Annotated in this window: 12 protein-coding genes; 5 read left to right on the top strand and 7 right to left on the bottom strand. The window is 70.7% G+C overall.

Annotation, left to right across the window (positions count from 1 at the left end; genetic code table 11):
* Positions 1 to 61: 61 nt before the first annotated feature.
* From JNUCC0626_RS06085 to JNUCC0626_RS06075, 3 genes are all read right to left on the bottom strand, one after another.
* Positions 62 to 730, bottom strand: coding sequence for a DUF4166 domain-containing protein (locus JNUCC0626_RS06085; RefSeq protein ID WP_394618670.1), 669 nt, complete (start codon positions 728 to 730; stop codon positions 62 to 64).
* Positions 727 to 1,434: a hypothetical protein gene (locus tag JNUCC0626_RS06080; RefSeq protein WP_394618669.1), complete on the bottom strand. Its 708-nt coding sequence runs from the start codon at positions 1,432 to 1,434 to the stop codon at positions 727 to 729. Before JNUCC0626_RS06080 ends, JNUCC0626_RS06085 begins: the two co-directional genes overlap by 4 nt.
* Before the next feature lie 62 nt (positions 1,435 to 1,496).
* Positions 1,497 to 2,123 carry a TetR/AcrR family transcriptional regulator gene (locus JNUCC0626_RS06075; RefSeq protein WP_394618668.1) on the bottom strand — a complete coding sequence of 209 codons (627 nt, stop codon included), beginning with the start codon at positions 2,121 to 2,123 and terminating at the stop codon, positions 1,497 to 1,499.
* A 59-nt stretch (positions 2,124 to 2,182) separates the two neighbouring features.
* Between JNUCC0626_RS06075 and JNUCC0626_RS06070 the strand changes: the two genes are divergently transcribed.
* Together JNUCC0626_RS06070 and JNUCC0626_RS06065 are read left to right on the top strand one after the other, a co-directional pair.
* Positions 2,183 to 3,562 (top strand): ferritin-like domain-containing protein, encoded by a 1,380-nt coding sequence (locus JNUCC0626_RS06070; protein WP_394618667.1) that lies wholly within the window; start codon positions 2,183 to 2,185, stop codon positions 3,560 to 3,562.
* 54 nt (positions 3,563 to 3,616) lie between these two features.
* On the top strand, positions 3,617 to 4,018 hold the full coding sequence (locus tag JNUCC0626_RS06065; protein ID WP_394618666.1) for a hypothetical protein: 402 nt from the start codon (positions 3,617 to 3,619) through the stop codon (positions 4,016 to 4,018).
* A gap of 7 nt (positions 4,019 to 4,025) precedes the next feature.
* On the opposite strand, the gene JNUCC0626_RS06060 is transcribed toward JNUCC0626_RS06065, so the two are convergent.
* Together JNUCC0626_RS06060 and JNUCC0626_RS06055 are read right to left on the bottom strand one after the other, a co-directional pair.
* Positions 4,026 to 5,504, bottom strand: a complete 1,479-nt coding sequence (locus tag JNUCC0626_RS06060; RefSeq protein ID WP_394618665.1) for a hypothetical protein — start codon at positions 5,502 to 5,504, stop codon at positions 4,026 to 4,028.
* Positions 5,505 to 5,558: 54 nt separating this feature from the next.
* Positions 5,559 to 8,780 carry an AfsR/SARP family transcriptional regulator gene (locus JNUCC0626_RS06055; protein ID WP_394618664.1) on the bottom strand — a complete coding sequence of 1,074 codons (3,222 nt, stop codon included), beginning with the start codon at positions 8,778 to 8,780 and terminating at the stop codon, positions 5,559 to 5,561.
* A gap of 155 nt (positions 8,781 to 8,935) precedes the next feature.
* Between JNUCC0626_RS06055 and JNUCC0626_RS06050 the strand changes: the two genes are divergently transcribed.
* The 3 genes from JNUCC0626_RS06050 (at position 8,936) to JNUCC0626_RS06040 (ending at position 14,016) form a co-directional block, all read left to right on the top strand.
* Complete coding sequence (locus JNUCC0626_RS06050; protein ID WP_394618663.1) at positions 8,936 to 10,477, top strand: glycoside hydrolase family 19 protein; 1,542 nt, start codon at positions 8,936 to 8,938, stop codon at positions 10,475 to 10,477.
* A gap of 22 nt (positions 10,478 to 10,499) precedes the next feature.
* Entirely contained in the window at positions 10,500 to 12,059 is a 1,560-nt protein-coding gene (locus JNUCC0626_RS06045; RefSeq protein WP_394618662.1) for a C40 family peptidase, read from the top strand.
* A gap of 67 nt (positions 12,060 to 12,126) precedes the next feature.
* Positions 12,127 to 14,016: a beta-N-acetylglucosaminidase domain-containing protein gene (locus tag JNUCC0626_RS06040; RefSeq protein WP_394618661.1), complete on the top strand. Its 1,890-nt coding sequence runs from the start codon at positions 12,127 to 12,129 to the stop codon at positions 14,014 to 14,016.
* A gap of 56 nt (positions 14,017 to 14,072) precedes the next feature.
* Here the strand turns inward: JNUCC0626_RS06040 and JNUCC0626_RS06035 are convergent, their stop codons facing one another.
* Both JNUCC0626_RS06035 and JNUCC0626_RS06030 read right to left on the bottom strand, forming a co-directional pair.
* Positions 14,073 to 15,590 carry a catalase gene (locus JNUCC0626_RS06035; RefSeq protein ID WP_394618660.1) on the bottom strand — a complete coding sequence of 506 codons (1,518 nt, stop codon included), beginning with the start codon at positions 15,588 to 15,590 and terminating at the stop codon, positions 14,073 to 14,075.
* 104 nt (positions 15,591 to 15,694) lie between these two features.
* A complete protein-coding gene (locus JNUCC0626_RS06030; protein WP_394618659.1) occupies positions 15,695 to 16,177 on the bottom strand; it encodes a nuclear transport factor 2 family protein in 483 nt (160 codons plus the stop codon).
* Positions 16,178 to 16,220: the final 43 nt, after the last annotated feature.

The raw sequence follows: 16,220 nt of genomic DNA, 5'->3' as shown, positions 1-16,220 counted from the left end.
GGTGAATCGCGGATCGGCGATAAGGTGGCTACTCCCGGCAATCGCGCAGGCACTCCGGCCGCTAGACCCTCGCCTGCTCCCGCACCGGCCGGATCTCCTCGGGAACACCCTCGACCGAGGGAAAGGTGCAGGTGAACGTCCCGCTGTAGCCGAACAGCGGCCCGAACCGACGGTTCGACACCTCGACGTCGATCCGGAACCGCCCGACCTTCTCGTCGTACGACTCACGGACCTCGGCGGCACCGGTCACCCAGGACGGAATGCGGAAGTGCAGCGGCCCCTCGTGAAACCGTTGCTCACCACTGCGAATCACCAGGGCACCGTCCACAACAGACATATGCAGGTCCACGGACACGTGTTGGTGCGTCCCCAGGTAGTCCACGACACAGCCGCGCTCCGGGCTGTAGATCATCGTCGCGTCCCACCGCTGCGGCCGGTCGAACACGAAGGTGCGCACGAACGTGACCGTCTCGCGGCCCAGCGAGTCGCGGTACGGGTAGTTCTGGATGGTGAACGGAACGTCGCTGCCCCGGCTCGGCAGCAGGATGTGCCGCTGGGCGCCGAGCCAGAGGAACGGCCTGGTGAAGCCGCGGCCGTGCCACACCCGTTCCATCACACCGGTGCCCACGCAGGCGATGCCGTCCTCGGACCCGAACCCGAACCGGCGGCGCAGTTGCGGGTGCAGGCGGTCGAAGTCCGAACCGAGGGCGCGCTGGAAGATCGACGTCACGGGTGCTCCAAAGTGGACAGGGTCGCGGGCGCGGTGGACGAACGGCGGTCCGGTGGCGTTCGGCGGCACCTTCGCGCGGCCGGGGTGTACGGCAGCGGCGGCGCCAGCAGCGCACCGAGAGAAAGAACGGCGGCGAGCACCACGGGACCGGTCGCCCAGGCCACCGCGCAGACGGCGAGGCGCGTTCCCGAGTCCACCAACGCACGGCGGAGCGACACTTCCGGCGGCACGCCGTCTTCGAGCCAGAGCCTGAGGCGGTCGAACGACCAGGCCGTGCCCCAGCCCATCAGCCGGCGGAACGGGCGGTCGGCCAGCGCGCCCAGGCGTCCCCAGCCCGGCCGGTAGTCGTAGCCGGTGAGGAAGCGGACGCCGTCGGCGGTCGGCACGTAGCGCCAGTAGCCCGCGCCGCTGCGGATCAGCGACAACGGGTGCGCCGAACTGAAGCGCAGCGCGGAGGTGCGGGAGCCGTCCGGGGTGACGCGCTCGCCGACGCTGACGCCGACCCCGCCCACCTCGAGACCCAGCACGCGGACCGCGTACCGGAAGTGCTGCTCCGCGTCCTCGTGCGCCTTCGGCAAGTAGTCGATCGTGCTGAATCGCACGTCCCACCGCTGGTGCGGGCGCGGCTCCTGGGTGAGCCGCCACACCTCGTCGAGGTCGGCGTGGATCACGGTCTCCACGTACAGAGTTCGTCGTCGCGCCATGAGACCCCCTCCCGTTTGAGCAGTTGCTCAAACGGGAGGGTAACGCAGTTTTGAGCAGATGCTCAAAACTTCTTCTTGCGGAGCTTGGCGCGCAGGGCCCGGTGCGCGATGGGGCCCAGGTCGTCCACGACCTCGATGAGCACGGCCAGCCGGTCGAGGGCGTCCAGCGCGGCCTTCGCCCCGTCCGGGTCGACGCCCTCGTACAGCTCCAGGCCGATGAACCCGGCGCTGACCGCGCGGGCGAGCCCCGCCGTGTCGATCAGGTCGGCGAGCGGCGAACCGGCGAGCAATCTCGTCAGGGCGCTCTCGATCGGGGCGATCCACAGGTGCAGGGACGCGGCCGTGGACTCGGCGAGTTCGGGGCTGGTCTGGGCGCCCGCCAGCAGCTGGGCGAGCACCATGACGTTGCCCTCGGCGCGTTCCTCGGTGTGCAGGGAACGGCCGAGCGCGAGGAGTTGCCGCAGGTCGGTGATCTGGTCGAGGCGTGCGACGAACGGCTCGACGCGCGCCTGCGTGGCGGCGAGACAGGCGGCCTGGAGCAGGTCGTGGACGGTGCCGAAGTGGTAGAAGACCAGCGCCTGGTTGACCCCGGCGGTGGCCGCGATGCTCCGCGCGGTCGTGCCGGTCAGACCGTGCGTGCGGAGGGTGTCGATCGCGCCGTCGATCAGGCGTTGTCGGGTGTCGGCCACGCCCACACCGTAGAGCCGCCGGTTGTCACAAGCTCGGGGGCTGTCCTGTCTTCCTGAACGTGAGCCAATCCCTGGAGTCGGCCACCGGCACGAACGAGCCGGTCGTCGTGATCAAGAACTACACCGTGCCGGCCGCCGAGGCCACGCGGTTCGTCGAGGCGTACCAGGAGAACGCGCGGATCATGTCGGCCCAGCCCGGCTTCGTGCGCTCCCGCCTGCACGCGCCCCTCGGCGACGGGCCGGACGCGCGGTTCGTCCACGTCGCGGAGTGGAGATCGGGCAGCGAACTGGACGAGGCCGTCGGCAACCCGGCCTGGCGCGCGTCGCTGCGGCGTCTGTTCGACGAGTCCGGCCTGCACATCGCCTCCGAGCCCGCCTCGTACCGGGTGGTGGTGGAACTGAGGCCTCCCACCAGGATCGAGTCCGTTGAGGACCTCCGCCGCCACCTGCAGTGGGCGGTCGAACTGGAGCACGCGACCATCCCGCCGTACCTGTGCGCGCTGTACTCGCTCGACCCGGGACGCAACGCCGAGGCCGTGCAGGTCGTGGGCAGCGTGCTCGCCGAGGAGATGCTGCACCTGGCGCTGGCGGCGAACCTGCTCAACGCGGTCGGTGGCACGCCGAAGCTCGACTCCCCCGACCTGCTGCCGGCCTACCCGCATCCGTTGCCGCACAGCGACGGGTCGTTCCAGGTGCACCTGGCGCCGTTCGGACCGGACGCGCTGGAGTCGTTCCTGCGGATCGAACAGCCCGCGTCGGTCAGCGCGCCACCGGAAGCCGACGCGTACGAGACGATCGGGCAGTTCTACGCCGCCGTCGAGGCGGGCATTCGCCGGTTGTGCGACGAACTGGGCGAGGAGGCCGTCTTCAGCGGCGACCCGGCCCGCCAGGTCGGCGAGTTCCACCTGCGGGGCGGCGGTGGCGCGGTCGTCCCGGTGCACGACCTGAAGTCCGCGCTGGTCGCGCTCACCGAGATCACCGAGCAGGGCGAGGGCGCCGCGCGCACCGACGTCTGGGACGGCGACCGCGACGTCTTCCACCCCGAACGGGAGGAGGTCGCGCACTACTACCGGTTCCAGGAACTCAAGCACGGCCGCCGCTACCAGGCCGGGGACACGCCGCAGTCCGGCCCGACCGGCGCGGCGATCGCGGTCGACTTCGAGTCGGTCATGCCCATGCGTCCCGACCCGCGCACGAGCGACCACCCGGAGGGCAGCGAGATCCGAGTGGCCCAGGAACGGTTCAACGTCACCTACTGCCGCCTTCTCCAGCAACTGGAGGAGGTCTTCGACGGCGAGCCCGCGAAGCTCGGCGCCACGGTGGGAGCGATGTACCAGGTGAAGGCGCAGGCCCAGGCGTTGATGATGATGCCGCTGGCGGACGGCACGGCGACGGCGGGACCGACGTTCGAGTACGTGCCGCCCGACCGGCGGAACTGACCTGGTGCCAGAGGCGGATCCGCACCCGCCTGGACGTCCCTAGGGTGTGCAGGCATGAGATTGGTGCCTCTGCAGTGGGCCGCGCTCGTGGTGGTCGCCCTCGACGCCGTCGTCATCGCGTCGGGGTTCGCCACCGGCAGCCCACTGCTGCCCCGCTCCGCCAACCTCGTGCTGACCGTGATCTCCCTGGCCCTCATGGCGGCCGCGGTCTTCCTGACCAGAGGCGGGTTCAACCTCCGGAACCCGACGCTGCCGGCGTGGGCGGTCGTGGTGGCAACCATCGCGCTCCTGGGCGGGGCGCTGCTCTTCGCGTTGCCGTTGCTGACCGGCACCACGGCCGGAAGCGCCGAGCAGGACGCGGCGGTGCTGGCCGCGAACCAGCGCGGCTGGGCGGGGCTCGCCGCCGCGTTCGCCGGGGGCACGGTGCTCTACGCCGGGGTCCGCCACCCCAGGTGACCGGCGCTCAGGGTCGCAACAACTCCGTGCACGCCTTCATCACGATGCCCTCGGCGCTGTCCGGTGCGGCAGGGTCGACGCCGTCGGGCGAGTAGCGCAACGGCAGCGGCCAGCCGTACGAGACGCTGGCGCCGTCGTGCTTGACGATGTCGTCCTCCCCGTTCTCCCAGCCCACCTCGTACCCGCCCGCCCGCAGCGCGTCGTCGGCGCCGACGTAGCACTGGGTCTCGCCGACGTAGGCCATGATCCACAGGTGGCCCAGGCCCAGGTCGGCGGCCACGTCCTTGAGCAGCACGTGGTAGGTGCTCAGGACCTCGTGGCTCAGGCCGAGGATGGTGAGGCCGCCGAGGCGCCAGCGCTGGATCGGCATCGGGATCGACGTCGGGAGCGTGTCGTTCTCGATCTGGTCGAGGACCAGCCGGGCGTGCCTCTTGGCCTGCTCCTGGGTGCCGGGCGCGGCCAGCCTGGCCTCGTAGCGCTCGGCCAGGGCGGCCACCTCGTCCGGGTCGGTCAGGTCGCGGTTGAACAGAAGCTCCACCTCGGTCATCGCGTTCTGGAACGGCCCGGTGACCTGGGTGAACTGATCGCGCTCGATCACCTCCACGACGGTGTCGGCGATCTTGCGGCCGGCGTCGGCGAGGGTGACGCCCTCGGCCGGGTTCTGGTCGCCGGCGCAGCCCTGGAAGTACAGCGCCATGATGCCGAGGCGGTCGGCGATCAGGTCTGCGGCGAGGCCCGCGTAGTCGCTGTCGATCTTCTCGTCGCGCGGGCGGGCGACCGGGTGGCACGCGTAGCCGAAGAGCACCGCGAGCGGGGTGCCGTCGTCGGCGTTGCGGGCCAGCAGCACCGGGACGTCGGTCATCACGTGGTCCAGGCCGGCCCGGTTGAAGCCGATCTCCTCGTAGCCCTCGTCGTACCAGAGGGTGGCGGGGATCGGGGTCTCCTGCACGGTCCTGCGGACGAGTTCGACGAGCATGTCCATCAGCACGAACGTCGTGCCGTTGATCGCGTCGACGTCCGCGTCGTTCACGCCCAGCACCAGCACCGGGTCGGGATGGGTGTCGCCGACGAACAGGCCGTTGTGGGTGTGGCTCGTGACGATCATGAAGTCCTCGGCGGCGACCAGCCCCTCCTCGTCGACCACGCGCCGGCGGATCTCCTGGTGCACGTCGCGCGGGATGCTGATGATGTCCAGCCGCAGCAACACGTTCGGCACGCCGTTGTCGTGGATGACCATGCAGTGCGCCTTGAGGTGGCGGGCGATGTCACCGGGACCGGCGCAGCCCCGCGGGTTCCAGCCGTAGCCGCCCATCCACCAGCTCGGGAACTGGCGGAGGTCCCCGGTGAGCTCCAGTTCGTTGTACGCGACGGCGAGGGGTGCCTCGGCCGCGCGGGCGGCGGAGGTGCCGGCGAGGCGGGTGGTGAAGAGTGCTGTCGCCGCGAGCATGCCGCCCCTGAGGATGTTTCGTCTGCTGATTCCGGCCATGGCAGAAGACTCACCTCCGGCGTTGACGGCTCGTTGACTCGGGGATGACGCCGTTCAGTCCAGCGTGCCGATCAGCTCCCTGATCTCGTCGGCCTCGCCGGTGTGCAACGCCTCGTGCAGGCGCAACGCCTCCGTCAGGTGCTCGGTCGCGCCTGCCGGGTCGTCCTGCCGCAGCGCCAGCGAACCCAGGACGCGGTGGGTGCGTGCCCGGCCGAGCCGGTTGCCCGCCTTGGTGTGCATGGTCAACGCCCGGGTGGCGTGCGCGGACGCGTCGGCGTACCGGCCCGTCTCCACCTCGGCCTGCGCCAGCACGGTCAGCGCCTGCGCCTCCCGCAACGCCAGGTTCGTGGTGCGGGCCAGGTCGGCGGCCTGCCAGGCGTCGATGGTCGCGGACTCGGCTCTGCCCAGCCCGGTCCTGGCCGCCGCGAGGCCGATCAACGACGCGACCTCGCCCTGCCGGTACCCGGCGCGACGGGACAGTTCGAGCGCCTCGGTGTGACCGCGCAACGCGACATCGAACCGCCCCAGACCGCTGTGCGCGGTGGCCAGGGTGTTCAGCGTGTCCGCCTCGAACCGCACGTTGCCCGTCTCGCGCGCCAGCTCCAGCGCCCGCCCCGCGTAGGAAACCGCGTCGTCGAACCGGCGCGCGTCGCGGTGCACGGCGGCCAGGTTCTGCAGCACCTCGACCTGGTCGTGCCGCGACCCGAGCGCCCGGTACCGCTCCAGCGCGGCCTCGTGGCACTCGATCGCCTCGTCGAACGCGCCCAGCCGCAGGTGCACGGCCCCGAGCGTGTTGAGCGCGATGGCCTCGGTGTGCACGAGCCCCAGCCGGGTGGCCGCGGTGAGCGCCTCCTCGAGCCGGGTGCGGGCGGTGCTCGGGTCGCCCATCTCCAGCAACGCGATGCCGAGCCGCACCCTGGCCGTCGCGCCCCCGGCGGGTTCGTTCAGGCGCGCGGCCTCGGTCAGACACCGGACGGCCTCGGTCAGCCTGCCGTCCTCCAGGTGCACCGCGCCGAGCACGGTCAGCGCCGCTCCCGCCCCTGCCTGATCGTCGAGCTCGCGGTGCAGCTCCAGCGCGGGACGCAGGTGGTCGACGGCCTTCCGGTACTCGCCGACGCTCCAGTGCAGGACACCGAGCGCGCGCAGCATCGCCGCCTCGGCCGGGCGGTTCCCGTGCCGAGCCGCCGCCAGCGCCACCGTCGCGACGGCCAGCAGATCGCTGTCGTGCCGGTGCGTGTGCAGGTAGCCGGTGACCGCGTCGGCCAGCTGCCAGGCCGCCGGGCGCAGACCCTCGTGCGCGGCGGCGAACTCGATCGCGGCGATCACGTTCGCCCGCTCCGCGCTCAGCCACTCCACCGCCTCGGCGTGCCCGGCGAACCGATGCACGGGCACGGCGCACGGCAGCAACGGCTGCGCGGGGTTGAGCAACGTCGCCGCGCCTGCCGCCCGCCCGAGGTAGTGGTCGAACAACCTGGCCAGCGCCTTGTCCCGGTGCTCGACCGGGTCCTCCAGCTCGGCGCGTTCGCGGGCGTAGAGCCGCAGCAGGTCGTGGAACTGGAAGCGCCTGCCCGCCTGCGCCTGCACGAGGCTCGCCGTGGCGAGGCCGCCGAGCAGCTTGGTCGCCAGGTCTCCCGGTTCGTCGGTGAGCGCGGCGGCGGCCTCGGGCGTGAAGTCGGGGCCGGGCACCAGGCCGAGCGTCCGGAACAGGTGCCGCGCCTCCGGTTTGAGCGTCTCGTAGGAGAGCCCGAACGCCGTGCGCACGGCAGCCTGCGAGTCGTCCTCGATGGCGAGTGCGGTGAGCCGGTTCGCCTCGCGCAGCTCCGCCACGTGCTCGGCGACCCCGGTGCCGGGCCGGGCGGTCAGGTTGGCGCCGGCGATCCGCAACGCCAGCGGCAGCCGCGCGCACAGTTGCACCAGCGACGCCACGGCCTCGGGTTCGGCCGCGGCCAGGTCCTGGCCGATGATCTCCGCGATCAGCCGCAGCGCGTCCGGCTCGGGCAACGCGTCCAGCGCGATCCGCCGGGCACCCTGCAGCGCGATCAGGCCGCGCAGGTCGTTGCGGCTCGTCACCAGGACCGCGCAGCCGGGTTCGTGCGGCAGCAGCGGGCGGACCTGGTCGGAGCTCAGCGCGTTGTCCAGCACGATCAGCCTGCGCGTGCCGGCGAGCAACGACGCGCACAGCTCGACCTGGTCGTCCTCGTCGAGCGGCACCTGCTCCGGCCGGGTGCCCAGACCGCGCAGCAACTGCGTGAGCGCGCGCGTCGTCGTCAACGGCGCCTGGTGCGAGTGGCCCCGCAGGTTCACGTGCAGCACGCCGTCCGGGTACTCCTCCCGCAGCTGGTGGGCGATGTGCACGGCCAGCGCGGTCTTGCCGACCCCCGGAGAACCGGACAGCACCACGTACCTCGGCGCGGCGCGCTGCGGGTGCGGGCGCAGCAGTTCGGTCACGCGGGTGATCTCGGCGGTCCTGCCGACGAAGTCCGCGGTGTCCGGCGGCAACGGGCTCGACTGCCGCGCGACGACGACCGGCGCGGCCGCGGGGGCGGGCGCGAGGTGCAGCGACGGGTCGTTGCCGAGGATCGCCAGGTGCAGGCGCCGCACCTCCTCACCGGGGTCGACGCCCAGTTCGTCGGCCAGCCACCTGGTCAGCCTGCGATGAGCGTCGAGCGCGTCGGCCTGCCTGCCCGCGCGGAACAGCGCGAGCATCAGCTGCGCCCAGAACCGTTCGCGCATCGGGTGTTCCGCGGTCAGCGTCCGCAGCTCGGTGATCGCCTCGTTGTGGCCGCCGCCGTCCACGTCGAGCTGCACGCGGCGTTCCAGCGCCTGGAGCCGTTGCTCGTCCAGCCACGGCACGTCCTCGCGCTGGATCGTCCCGGACGGCACGTTGCCCAGGGGCCTGCCCCGCCACAACGCGAGCGCGGCCCGCAGGTGCGCCGCCTCGGCGTCCCCCTCGGCCTGCCGCAGCTCGTCGCGGAACCGGGCCAGGTCGAGCTGGTCCGGCGAGACCCGCAGCCGGTAGCCGTTCTCGACGGTCTCGATCGCCGCCGCGTCGTCGCCGAGCACCTTGCGCAGCCGCATGACGTACGCCTGCGCCGTGCCTCTCGGCCCTGTCGGCGTGTCGCCCTCCCACAACCGGTCGATCAGCTCGTCGAGCGTCACCACCTGGTTCGCCCTGAGCAGCAACGTCGCGAGCACGACCCGCTGTTTGGCCGACGGAACGGTCACCTCGACACCGTCCCGCAGCACCTCCAGCGGACCCAGCAGCCGGAACTCCATTGGCGAAATCCACCCCCAAGGTCCGTGATCGTACGGCCACTGAGCGTGGTCGAGCGCGCAGTTGACGTCACGCGTCAAGGCGAAGTCACCGCCCCGGCATCGGCACTGCGCAGGCTCTGCGGCATCAGCTCTCCCACCCCGAACGGAGCGAAGTCATGAAGTCCAGCCTGCGCAGATCGGCGCTCGCCGTCCTGGCGGCAGCCGTCGGCACGAGCCTCCTGGTCACGCCGCCCCAGGCGGTCGCGGCCACCGGTCAGGCCGACCGGATCGCCGTGCTCGAAGGCGACGTCCTCTTCGTGAAGGAGGGCGAGATGGACGCCGACTGGGTCGAGCAGGAACGCGGTGTCAAGAAGTTCCAGCTCGACAGCGACCGGATCGCGGTGCTCAAGACCGACGGCTCGTTGCTGGTCAAGCAGGGCGACCTGGCGCCGGGCTGGTTCACCGTCAACCCCGACTCGGTCACCGACTTCCAGATCCGCGACGGCCGCATCGCGTTCACCGAGGGCGAGGACCTCTACGTCACCGAGGGCGACCTCGGCGGCGAGCTCGTGCACCAGGACGCGAAGGTCAAGAAGTTCCAGATCGACGGCGACCGGATCGGCGTGCTCACCCCGGACGGCAAGCTGCTGGTCAAGGAGGGCGACCTCGGCCCCGGCTGGATCGAGATCAGCGGCAACGGCGTCACCGACTTCCAGCTGGAGGACGACCGCGTCGCCTACACCGAGGGCGACCACCTCTGGGCGCAGGAGGGCGAGCTCGACGCCCCGTCCATCGACCAGGAGACCGGCGTCAAGAAGTTCCAGCTCGAGGGCGACCGCGTCGGCGTGCTGAAGACCGACGGCGAACTGCTGGTCAAGGGCGGAGACCTCGAACCCGGCTGGGCGCAGATCACCCCGTCGGCCACGGACTTCCTGCTCGACGGCGACCGGATCGGCTACGTCGAGGACGGCGACCTGTGGGCCCAGGAGGGCGAGCTCGACGCCGAGTCGACCGTGCAGGAGACCGACATCGACGCGTTCGACCTGGACGGCGACCGGCTGGCCGTGGTGAAGGACGGCGAGCTGCTGGTCAAGGAGGCCGACCTCGAACCCGGCTGGTTCGTCGCGGACGAGGACTCCGCCACCGGCGTGCAACTGCTCATGGCACCGAAGCGGGGTGCGGGCGACACCTACGTGACGCTCGAAGACCTGAAGGAGATCTACGGCCTCATCCGCGAGGAGGACGTCGTCGAGGAGGGCCTGGAGAGCCTCAACGCGGCCATGGACGAGGGTGAGATCAACAACCCGGCGCGCATCGCGGCGTTCGTCGCGACCCTGCACCAGGAGAGCGGCTTCCGCTACAACGCCGGCGAGGGCGGCCAGACCGCGACCTACAAGGGCCGTGGCTACATCCAGCTGACGGGCGTGGCCAACTACCGCAGCGCCGGCGACTACCTCGGCCACGACTTCGTCGCCGACCCCGAGGCCGCGGCCTCGCTCGAGTACAGCGCGGACATCGCCCGGTGGTACTGGACCGTCGCCCGCGCCGCGACCAACTCGTACGCCGACGACCTGGACATGGGCGGGGTCGGCCGCATGATCGGCTACGCCACCGCCCCAGGCGAGGACGAACAGCGCTGCAACGACTTCAAGGCCGCGCTGCGCTACTTCAACGGCGGCGAACTGCCCGACGGCCACATCACCTGCAACCGATACTGACCACTGCTGGGGGACAACGGAAATGTTCAAGTCGAAACTCACCAGACTCGTGCTGGCACTGGCGATGATCTCCGGATCCGCCGGTCTCAACCTCGCCTTCGCCGGCACCGCCACCGCCGCTCCCGAGTGCGGCGCGCTGGCACCGGGCGCCGCGCAGGAGGCCCAGGACGCCGTCGACAGGGCGTGCGACCAGCTCGGCACCCCGTATTCGTGGGGAGGCGGGCACGGACGCGACCCCGGCCCCTCCTACGGCTACTGCGACCCCGCCAACGGCGCGCCCAACGACTGCAACGTCAAGGGACTCGACTGCTCCGGCTTCGTCCGCTACGCCTACGCCCTCGCCGTCGACGAGGACATCATCAACGGCATCACCACGACCCAGTGGCAGTCGTCCCGCGCGGTCGACAGGTTCATGGCGTCGGACGGCTACGACCCGTTGCTGCCCGGTGACCTGCTCCTCTACGGCACCTCGCCCGGCAACCTGCACCACGTCACGATGTACCTGGGCGACGGCTGGATCATCGAGGCCCCGTTCTCCGGCGGCCACGTCCGGGTCATGCCCGCGAGCACGCACGGCGACTACTACGGCGCGGTCCGCCTGTTCGAAGGCAGCACGTCGAGCGGTCCGGCCGCAGGTGCCGACCGCATCGCCTACACGGAGACCGACGGCTCGCTCTACGCCAGGGACGGCGAACTGGGCGCGGGCGGCGGGTTCCAGGAGGGCGACGTCCAGAAGTACGAGATGAACGGCAACCGGGTCGGCGTGCTGACCAACGACGGCGCGCTGCTGGTCAAGGAGGGCGACCTCGGCCCCGGCTGGCACACCGTCAACCCCGACTCCGTGACGGACTTCGACCTCGACGGCGACCGGATCGCGTTCACCGAGGGCAACGACCTCTACGTGTCCGAGGGTGAACTCGGGTCGGAGCTGGTGAAGCAGGACGCGTCGGTCAAGTCGTTCCAGCTGTCCGGTGACCGCATCGGCGTGCAGACGACCGACGACAAGTTGCTGGTCAAGGAAGGCGACCTCGGCCCCGGCTGGGTGGAGATCGCGGCCGGCGTGTCGAGCTTCCAGTTGCACGGCACCCGCATCGCCTACACCGAGGGCAACGACCTGTGGGCGCAGGAAGGTGACCTGGACGCGCCGTCGGTGTTCCAGGAGCACGACATCCGCCGCTACCAGCTGAACGGCGACCGGCTGGGCGCGCAGACCGTGTCGGGTGACCTCCTGGTCAAGGAGGGCGACCTGGAGCCCGGCTGGGTGACCGTCGACAGCGACGTCGTGGAGTTCCAGCTCGAAGGCACCCGGATCGGGTACCGGACGGACCGGGGCCACCGCGTCCTCGCCCTGTGGGTGCAGGAGGGCGACCTCGACGCCCCGTCGGAGCTGCTGCTGGACCAGCAGGCGTTCGCGTTCCAGCTCGACGGCGAGCGCATCGCGGTCCAGCAGAACCAGAACGAGTCGGCGAGTCTCCTGGTGAAGGAGGGCGGCCTCGACGCCGAGTGGGTCTCGATCAACCCCGACTCGGTGCGGGACTTCCAGATCGGCGCGGACCGCAGCTCGGTCCAGACGGTCAGCTGATTTTCGTCCGGGGGCGGGTGCCACAGGCGCCCGCCCCCTCTACACTTCCGCCTTCTGGGGGTATGAGATGCGTGCAAAGGCCGTAGCCGCCGCTGTGGTGGTGGCTTCTTCACTGACCGTTCCGCTCACCGCGCAGGCCGCGCCGATCCCGTCAGTCTGGCCCGCGCCACAACAGATCCAGAGCACCGGCGCGGACGTGCCGCTGCCCGACGACGTGCTCGTGGTCGCCGACTCCGGCGCCGACGCCGCGACCAGGCAGGTCGTCGTCGACACGCTGCACGACGGCGGGGTGCAGGACGTCGCGGTCGTCGAGTACGGCAACGAGCGGCCCGCGTCGTTCGTGGTTCGACTGGGAGCGTTGGGCGGCAACAACATCCGGTCGTCCGGCGTCACGCTGCCGTCCGGTGTACCGGCTGAGGGGTACTTCCTGTCGGTCTCTCCCGGCAAGATCGTGCTCGGTGGCGCGGACACCGACGGCACCTACCACGGCGCGCAGACGTTGTGGCAGCTCATGGGTCCGTCGCGGGTGCCGTCGGTGCAGATCACCGACCACCCGACGATGAAGGTGCGCGGCGTCGTCGAGGGCTCGTACGGCGACATGTGGTCGCACGACGACGAGATGGACCAGATGGAGTTCTACGGGCGGGTGAAGTTCAACTCGTTCATCTACGCCCCCAAGGACGACCCGTACCACCGCGACAACTGGAAGCAGCTCTACCCGGCCGCCCGCCGCGCCGAGCTCGCCGAACTCGTTGCCAGCGCGGCGCAAAACCACGTGAAGTTCACTTACGCGCTCGCGCCGGGACTGTCCATTTGCTACAGCGGCGCCGCCGACTACACGGCCCTGACCGCGAAGTACAAGTCCCTGTACGACATCGGCGTGCGGTCGTTCTCGTTGCCGCTCGACGACCTGCAGGACAAGTGGAACTGCACGGCCGACCAGCAGAAGTACGGCGCCGTCTCCGACCAGCACATCGCCCAGGCCCAGGTCGACCTGCTCAACAGGGTGCAGCGCGAGTTCCTGCCCACCCTGCCCGGTGTCGCCGCGCTGCAGACCGTGCCCGCGGAGTACTGGGACACCGACGACTCCCCGTACAAGAGCACGTACCGCGCCGGTCTCGACGAGCGCGTCGTGATGATGTGGACCGGAGTCGGCGTGACGCCGACGTCCATCGAGGTGTTCGAGGCCGCCGACGCCGAACGCGTGTGGGGCCGCAAACCGCTGGTGTGGGACAACTACCCGTGCAACGACTACGACACGGCGGCAGGCCGCCTGCTGCTGGGCCCGTACGCCGAGCGCAAGGCGGGCATCGACGCCCACCTCACCGGCATCACCGCGAACCCGATGAACCTCCCCTACGCCAGCAAGGTCACCGTCTTCGGCGTGGCCGACTTCACCTGGAACTCGGCGGCGTTCGACCCGCAGCGCAGCGTCCGCCAGTACGCGGAGTGGCTCGGCGGCGGCGACACCGCCACGGTCGCGTCACTGCAGGCGTTCTTCGACCTCAACCACCTCGCCCCGGTGCTCGACGAGCCGGGCGAGTCCTGGCTGGACCAGGCCCCGGAACTGGCCCGCAGGATCGCCGCGTTCCGCACCACCTGGCGCAACGGCGACCACCACGAGGCGATCGACGCGCTCTGGGACTACGCCGAGGTGCTCGACCGCGCACCCCAGCTGATCCGCACCAACATCACCGACGACGGCTTCGCCCGCGACACCGACCCGTGGCTCAGGGCGAGCGCCCTGTGGTCCGAGGCGCTGCTCACCGCGCTGAACGGCCTGGCGTCCCGTGTGGACGGTGACGACGAGGCTGCGGCCGACAGGTTCGCGGAGACGGCCGCGCTGGTGCGGCGTGCCGAGGACGTCCCCTCGACGACCCGGTTCGACGGGAAGGTGAAGCTGGGCGACGGTGTGCTCGACACGTTCCTGGAGGAGGCGGCCGATCTTCGTCCGTGACGTGATGCGGGTGCCCAGCGGACGAGAGATCCCGCTGGGCACCCTGCTCGTGGTGGTCAGGCCTTGTGCTGCATGCTCGACCGGGCCGGGTTCCCCTGCTCCTCCGCCTTCGGGTCCGTCTCGTCCTGCTTCGCCCGCACGCCTTCCTCGACCTGCTTGCCGATCTCCTCGTCGACGTTGCGCCAGTACTCGAAAGCACGCGCCAGCACCGGCTCGGAGACCCCGTTGAGCAGGTGCCCGACGACGTTGTCGACCAGCCGGCCCCGTGCGGCGTCGTCCAGCACGTGGCGGACCATCGTCCGGGCCTGACCCCAGTCGTCGTCCTCCGCGTGGGCGACGTAGGCGGTGCGCACCAGGTCGCCTTCCGCGGCCCAGGTGGCGGTGGGGCCGTACTGCTCGGCGTTGGCCTGGGGGCCGCCCTTCGAGTTCGGGGCGTACACCGGGTCGGAGACGTTCGTGTAGCGCATCGCGCCGTCCTTGCTGTAGCTGTGGACGGGCGATTTCGAGGCGTTGACCGGGAGTTGCTTGTAGTTGGCGCCGATGCGGTAGCGGTGGGCGTCGGCGTAGGCGAAGAGCCTGCCGAGCAGCATGCGGTCCGGGCTGGCGTCGATGCCGGGGACCAGGTTGTTCGGTTCGAACGCGGCCTGCTCGATCTCGGTGTGGTGGTCGGTCGGGTTGCGGTCCAGGGTCAGCCTGCCGACCTCGGTCAGCGGGTAGTCCTCGTGCGGCCAGACCTTGGTCAGGTCGAACGGGTTGAAGCGGTAGTTCTCGGCGTCGGCGAACGGCATGAGCTGGACGTGCAGGGTCCAGGTCGGGTGGTCGCCCCGGCTGATCGCCTCGAACAGGTCGCGGGTGTGGTAGTCGGTGTCGGCGGAGGCCATCTGGTCGGCCTCGTCCTGGGTGAAGAACTCGATGCCCTGGTCGGTCTTGAAGTGGTACTTCACCCAGAACCTCTCGCCCGCCGCGTTGACCCACAGGTAGGTGTGCGAGCTGTAGCCGTTCATGTGCCGCCACGTGCGCGGGATGCCCCGGTCGCCCATCAGCCAGGTGACCTGGTGCGCCGACTCCGGCGAGAGCGACCAGAAGTCCCACTGCATGTCGTGGTCGCGCAGGTTGTTGTCGGCGCGGCGTTTCTGCGAGCGGATGAAGTGCTGGAACTTCATCGGGTCCTTGATGAAGAAGACCGGCGTGTTGTTGCCGACCATGTCGTAGACGCCCTCGGACGTGTAGAACTTCACCGCGAACCCGCGCGGGTCGCGCCAGGTGTCGGGGCTGCCGCGCTCACCGGCCACGGTCGAGAACCGCGCCAGCACGTCGGTGGTGGTGCCGGGCTGGAACACCGCGGCCCTCGTGAAGCGCGAGACGTCGGCCGTCACCTCGAACCGGCCGAACGCGCCGCTGCCCTTGGCGTGCGGCTGGCGTTCGGGGACGCGTTCGCGGTTGAACTGCGCCATCTGCTCGATGAGGTAGTGGTCCTGCAACACGATCGGGCCCGCCGGGCCGATCGTGAGCGAGTGCTCATCGCTCTGCACCGGGATACCGGCGTCGTTGGTCGTGGTGGGACGGTCAGTCATCGGGTCCTCTCAGCGTCACGAGCGGGTGCGGCGGCAACGCACCGTTCCCCCACCGGGTCGACCTCGGGGCGGCCGGGCAAACACACACGATCGAGTTCACGCGCTCAGCGGTGCAGCAGTCCGGCGGCACCGCTGTCGGCGAAGCGGCCGTCGAGGTCCCCGGGCGGCAGGACCTCGGTGGAGTTGTGCTCGCGCACGATCCGCCACACCTGCCCCGCCCGGCGCCAGACCAGCGAGGTCGTCGTCCGGATGTCCGTGGTGCCGGTGGGTGCGACGATCCTCGCCACGAAGCGCAGCGTGGACGCGGCGAGGTCGTCGCAGGCGATGACGTGCGGGCCGTCGTCCACGGCGTGGTGCGCGGACACCACGTCGCGGAAGACCGGCTCCCAGATCGCCCCGTAGCCGTCGGCCGTCGTCGCCACCCGGTGCTCGGGGTCGAAGTCGTCGTAGAGCCGGACGTCCGGTGAGCTGAGGTCGTAGAACTCGCCGAACGTGCTGCCGAAGTCGAACGGCTCGTCGCCGGCGCGACGGTCCCAGCCGAACACCCAGCGCGTGTGCAGGTCCTGGATCGCTCTCACGTCGTTCATGATCTGGACGCTAGGTCCGCGCGCGCAGTCGCGGGAGGGTGCG

Origin of the sequence: Lentzea sp. JNUCC 0626 (assembly GCF_043632865.1) — a bacterium.
Taxonomy (GTDB): Bacteria; Actinomycetota; Actinomycetes; order Mycobacteriales; family Pseudonocardiaceae; genus Lentzea.
The sequence above is the reverse complement of the archived record's forward strand: the minus strand, read 5'-3'. Positions and strand labels throughout refer to the sequence as shown.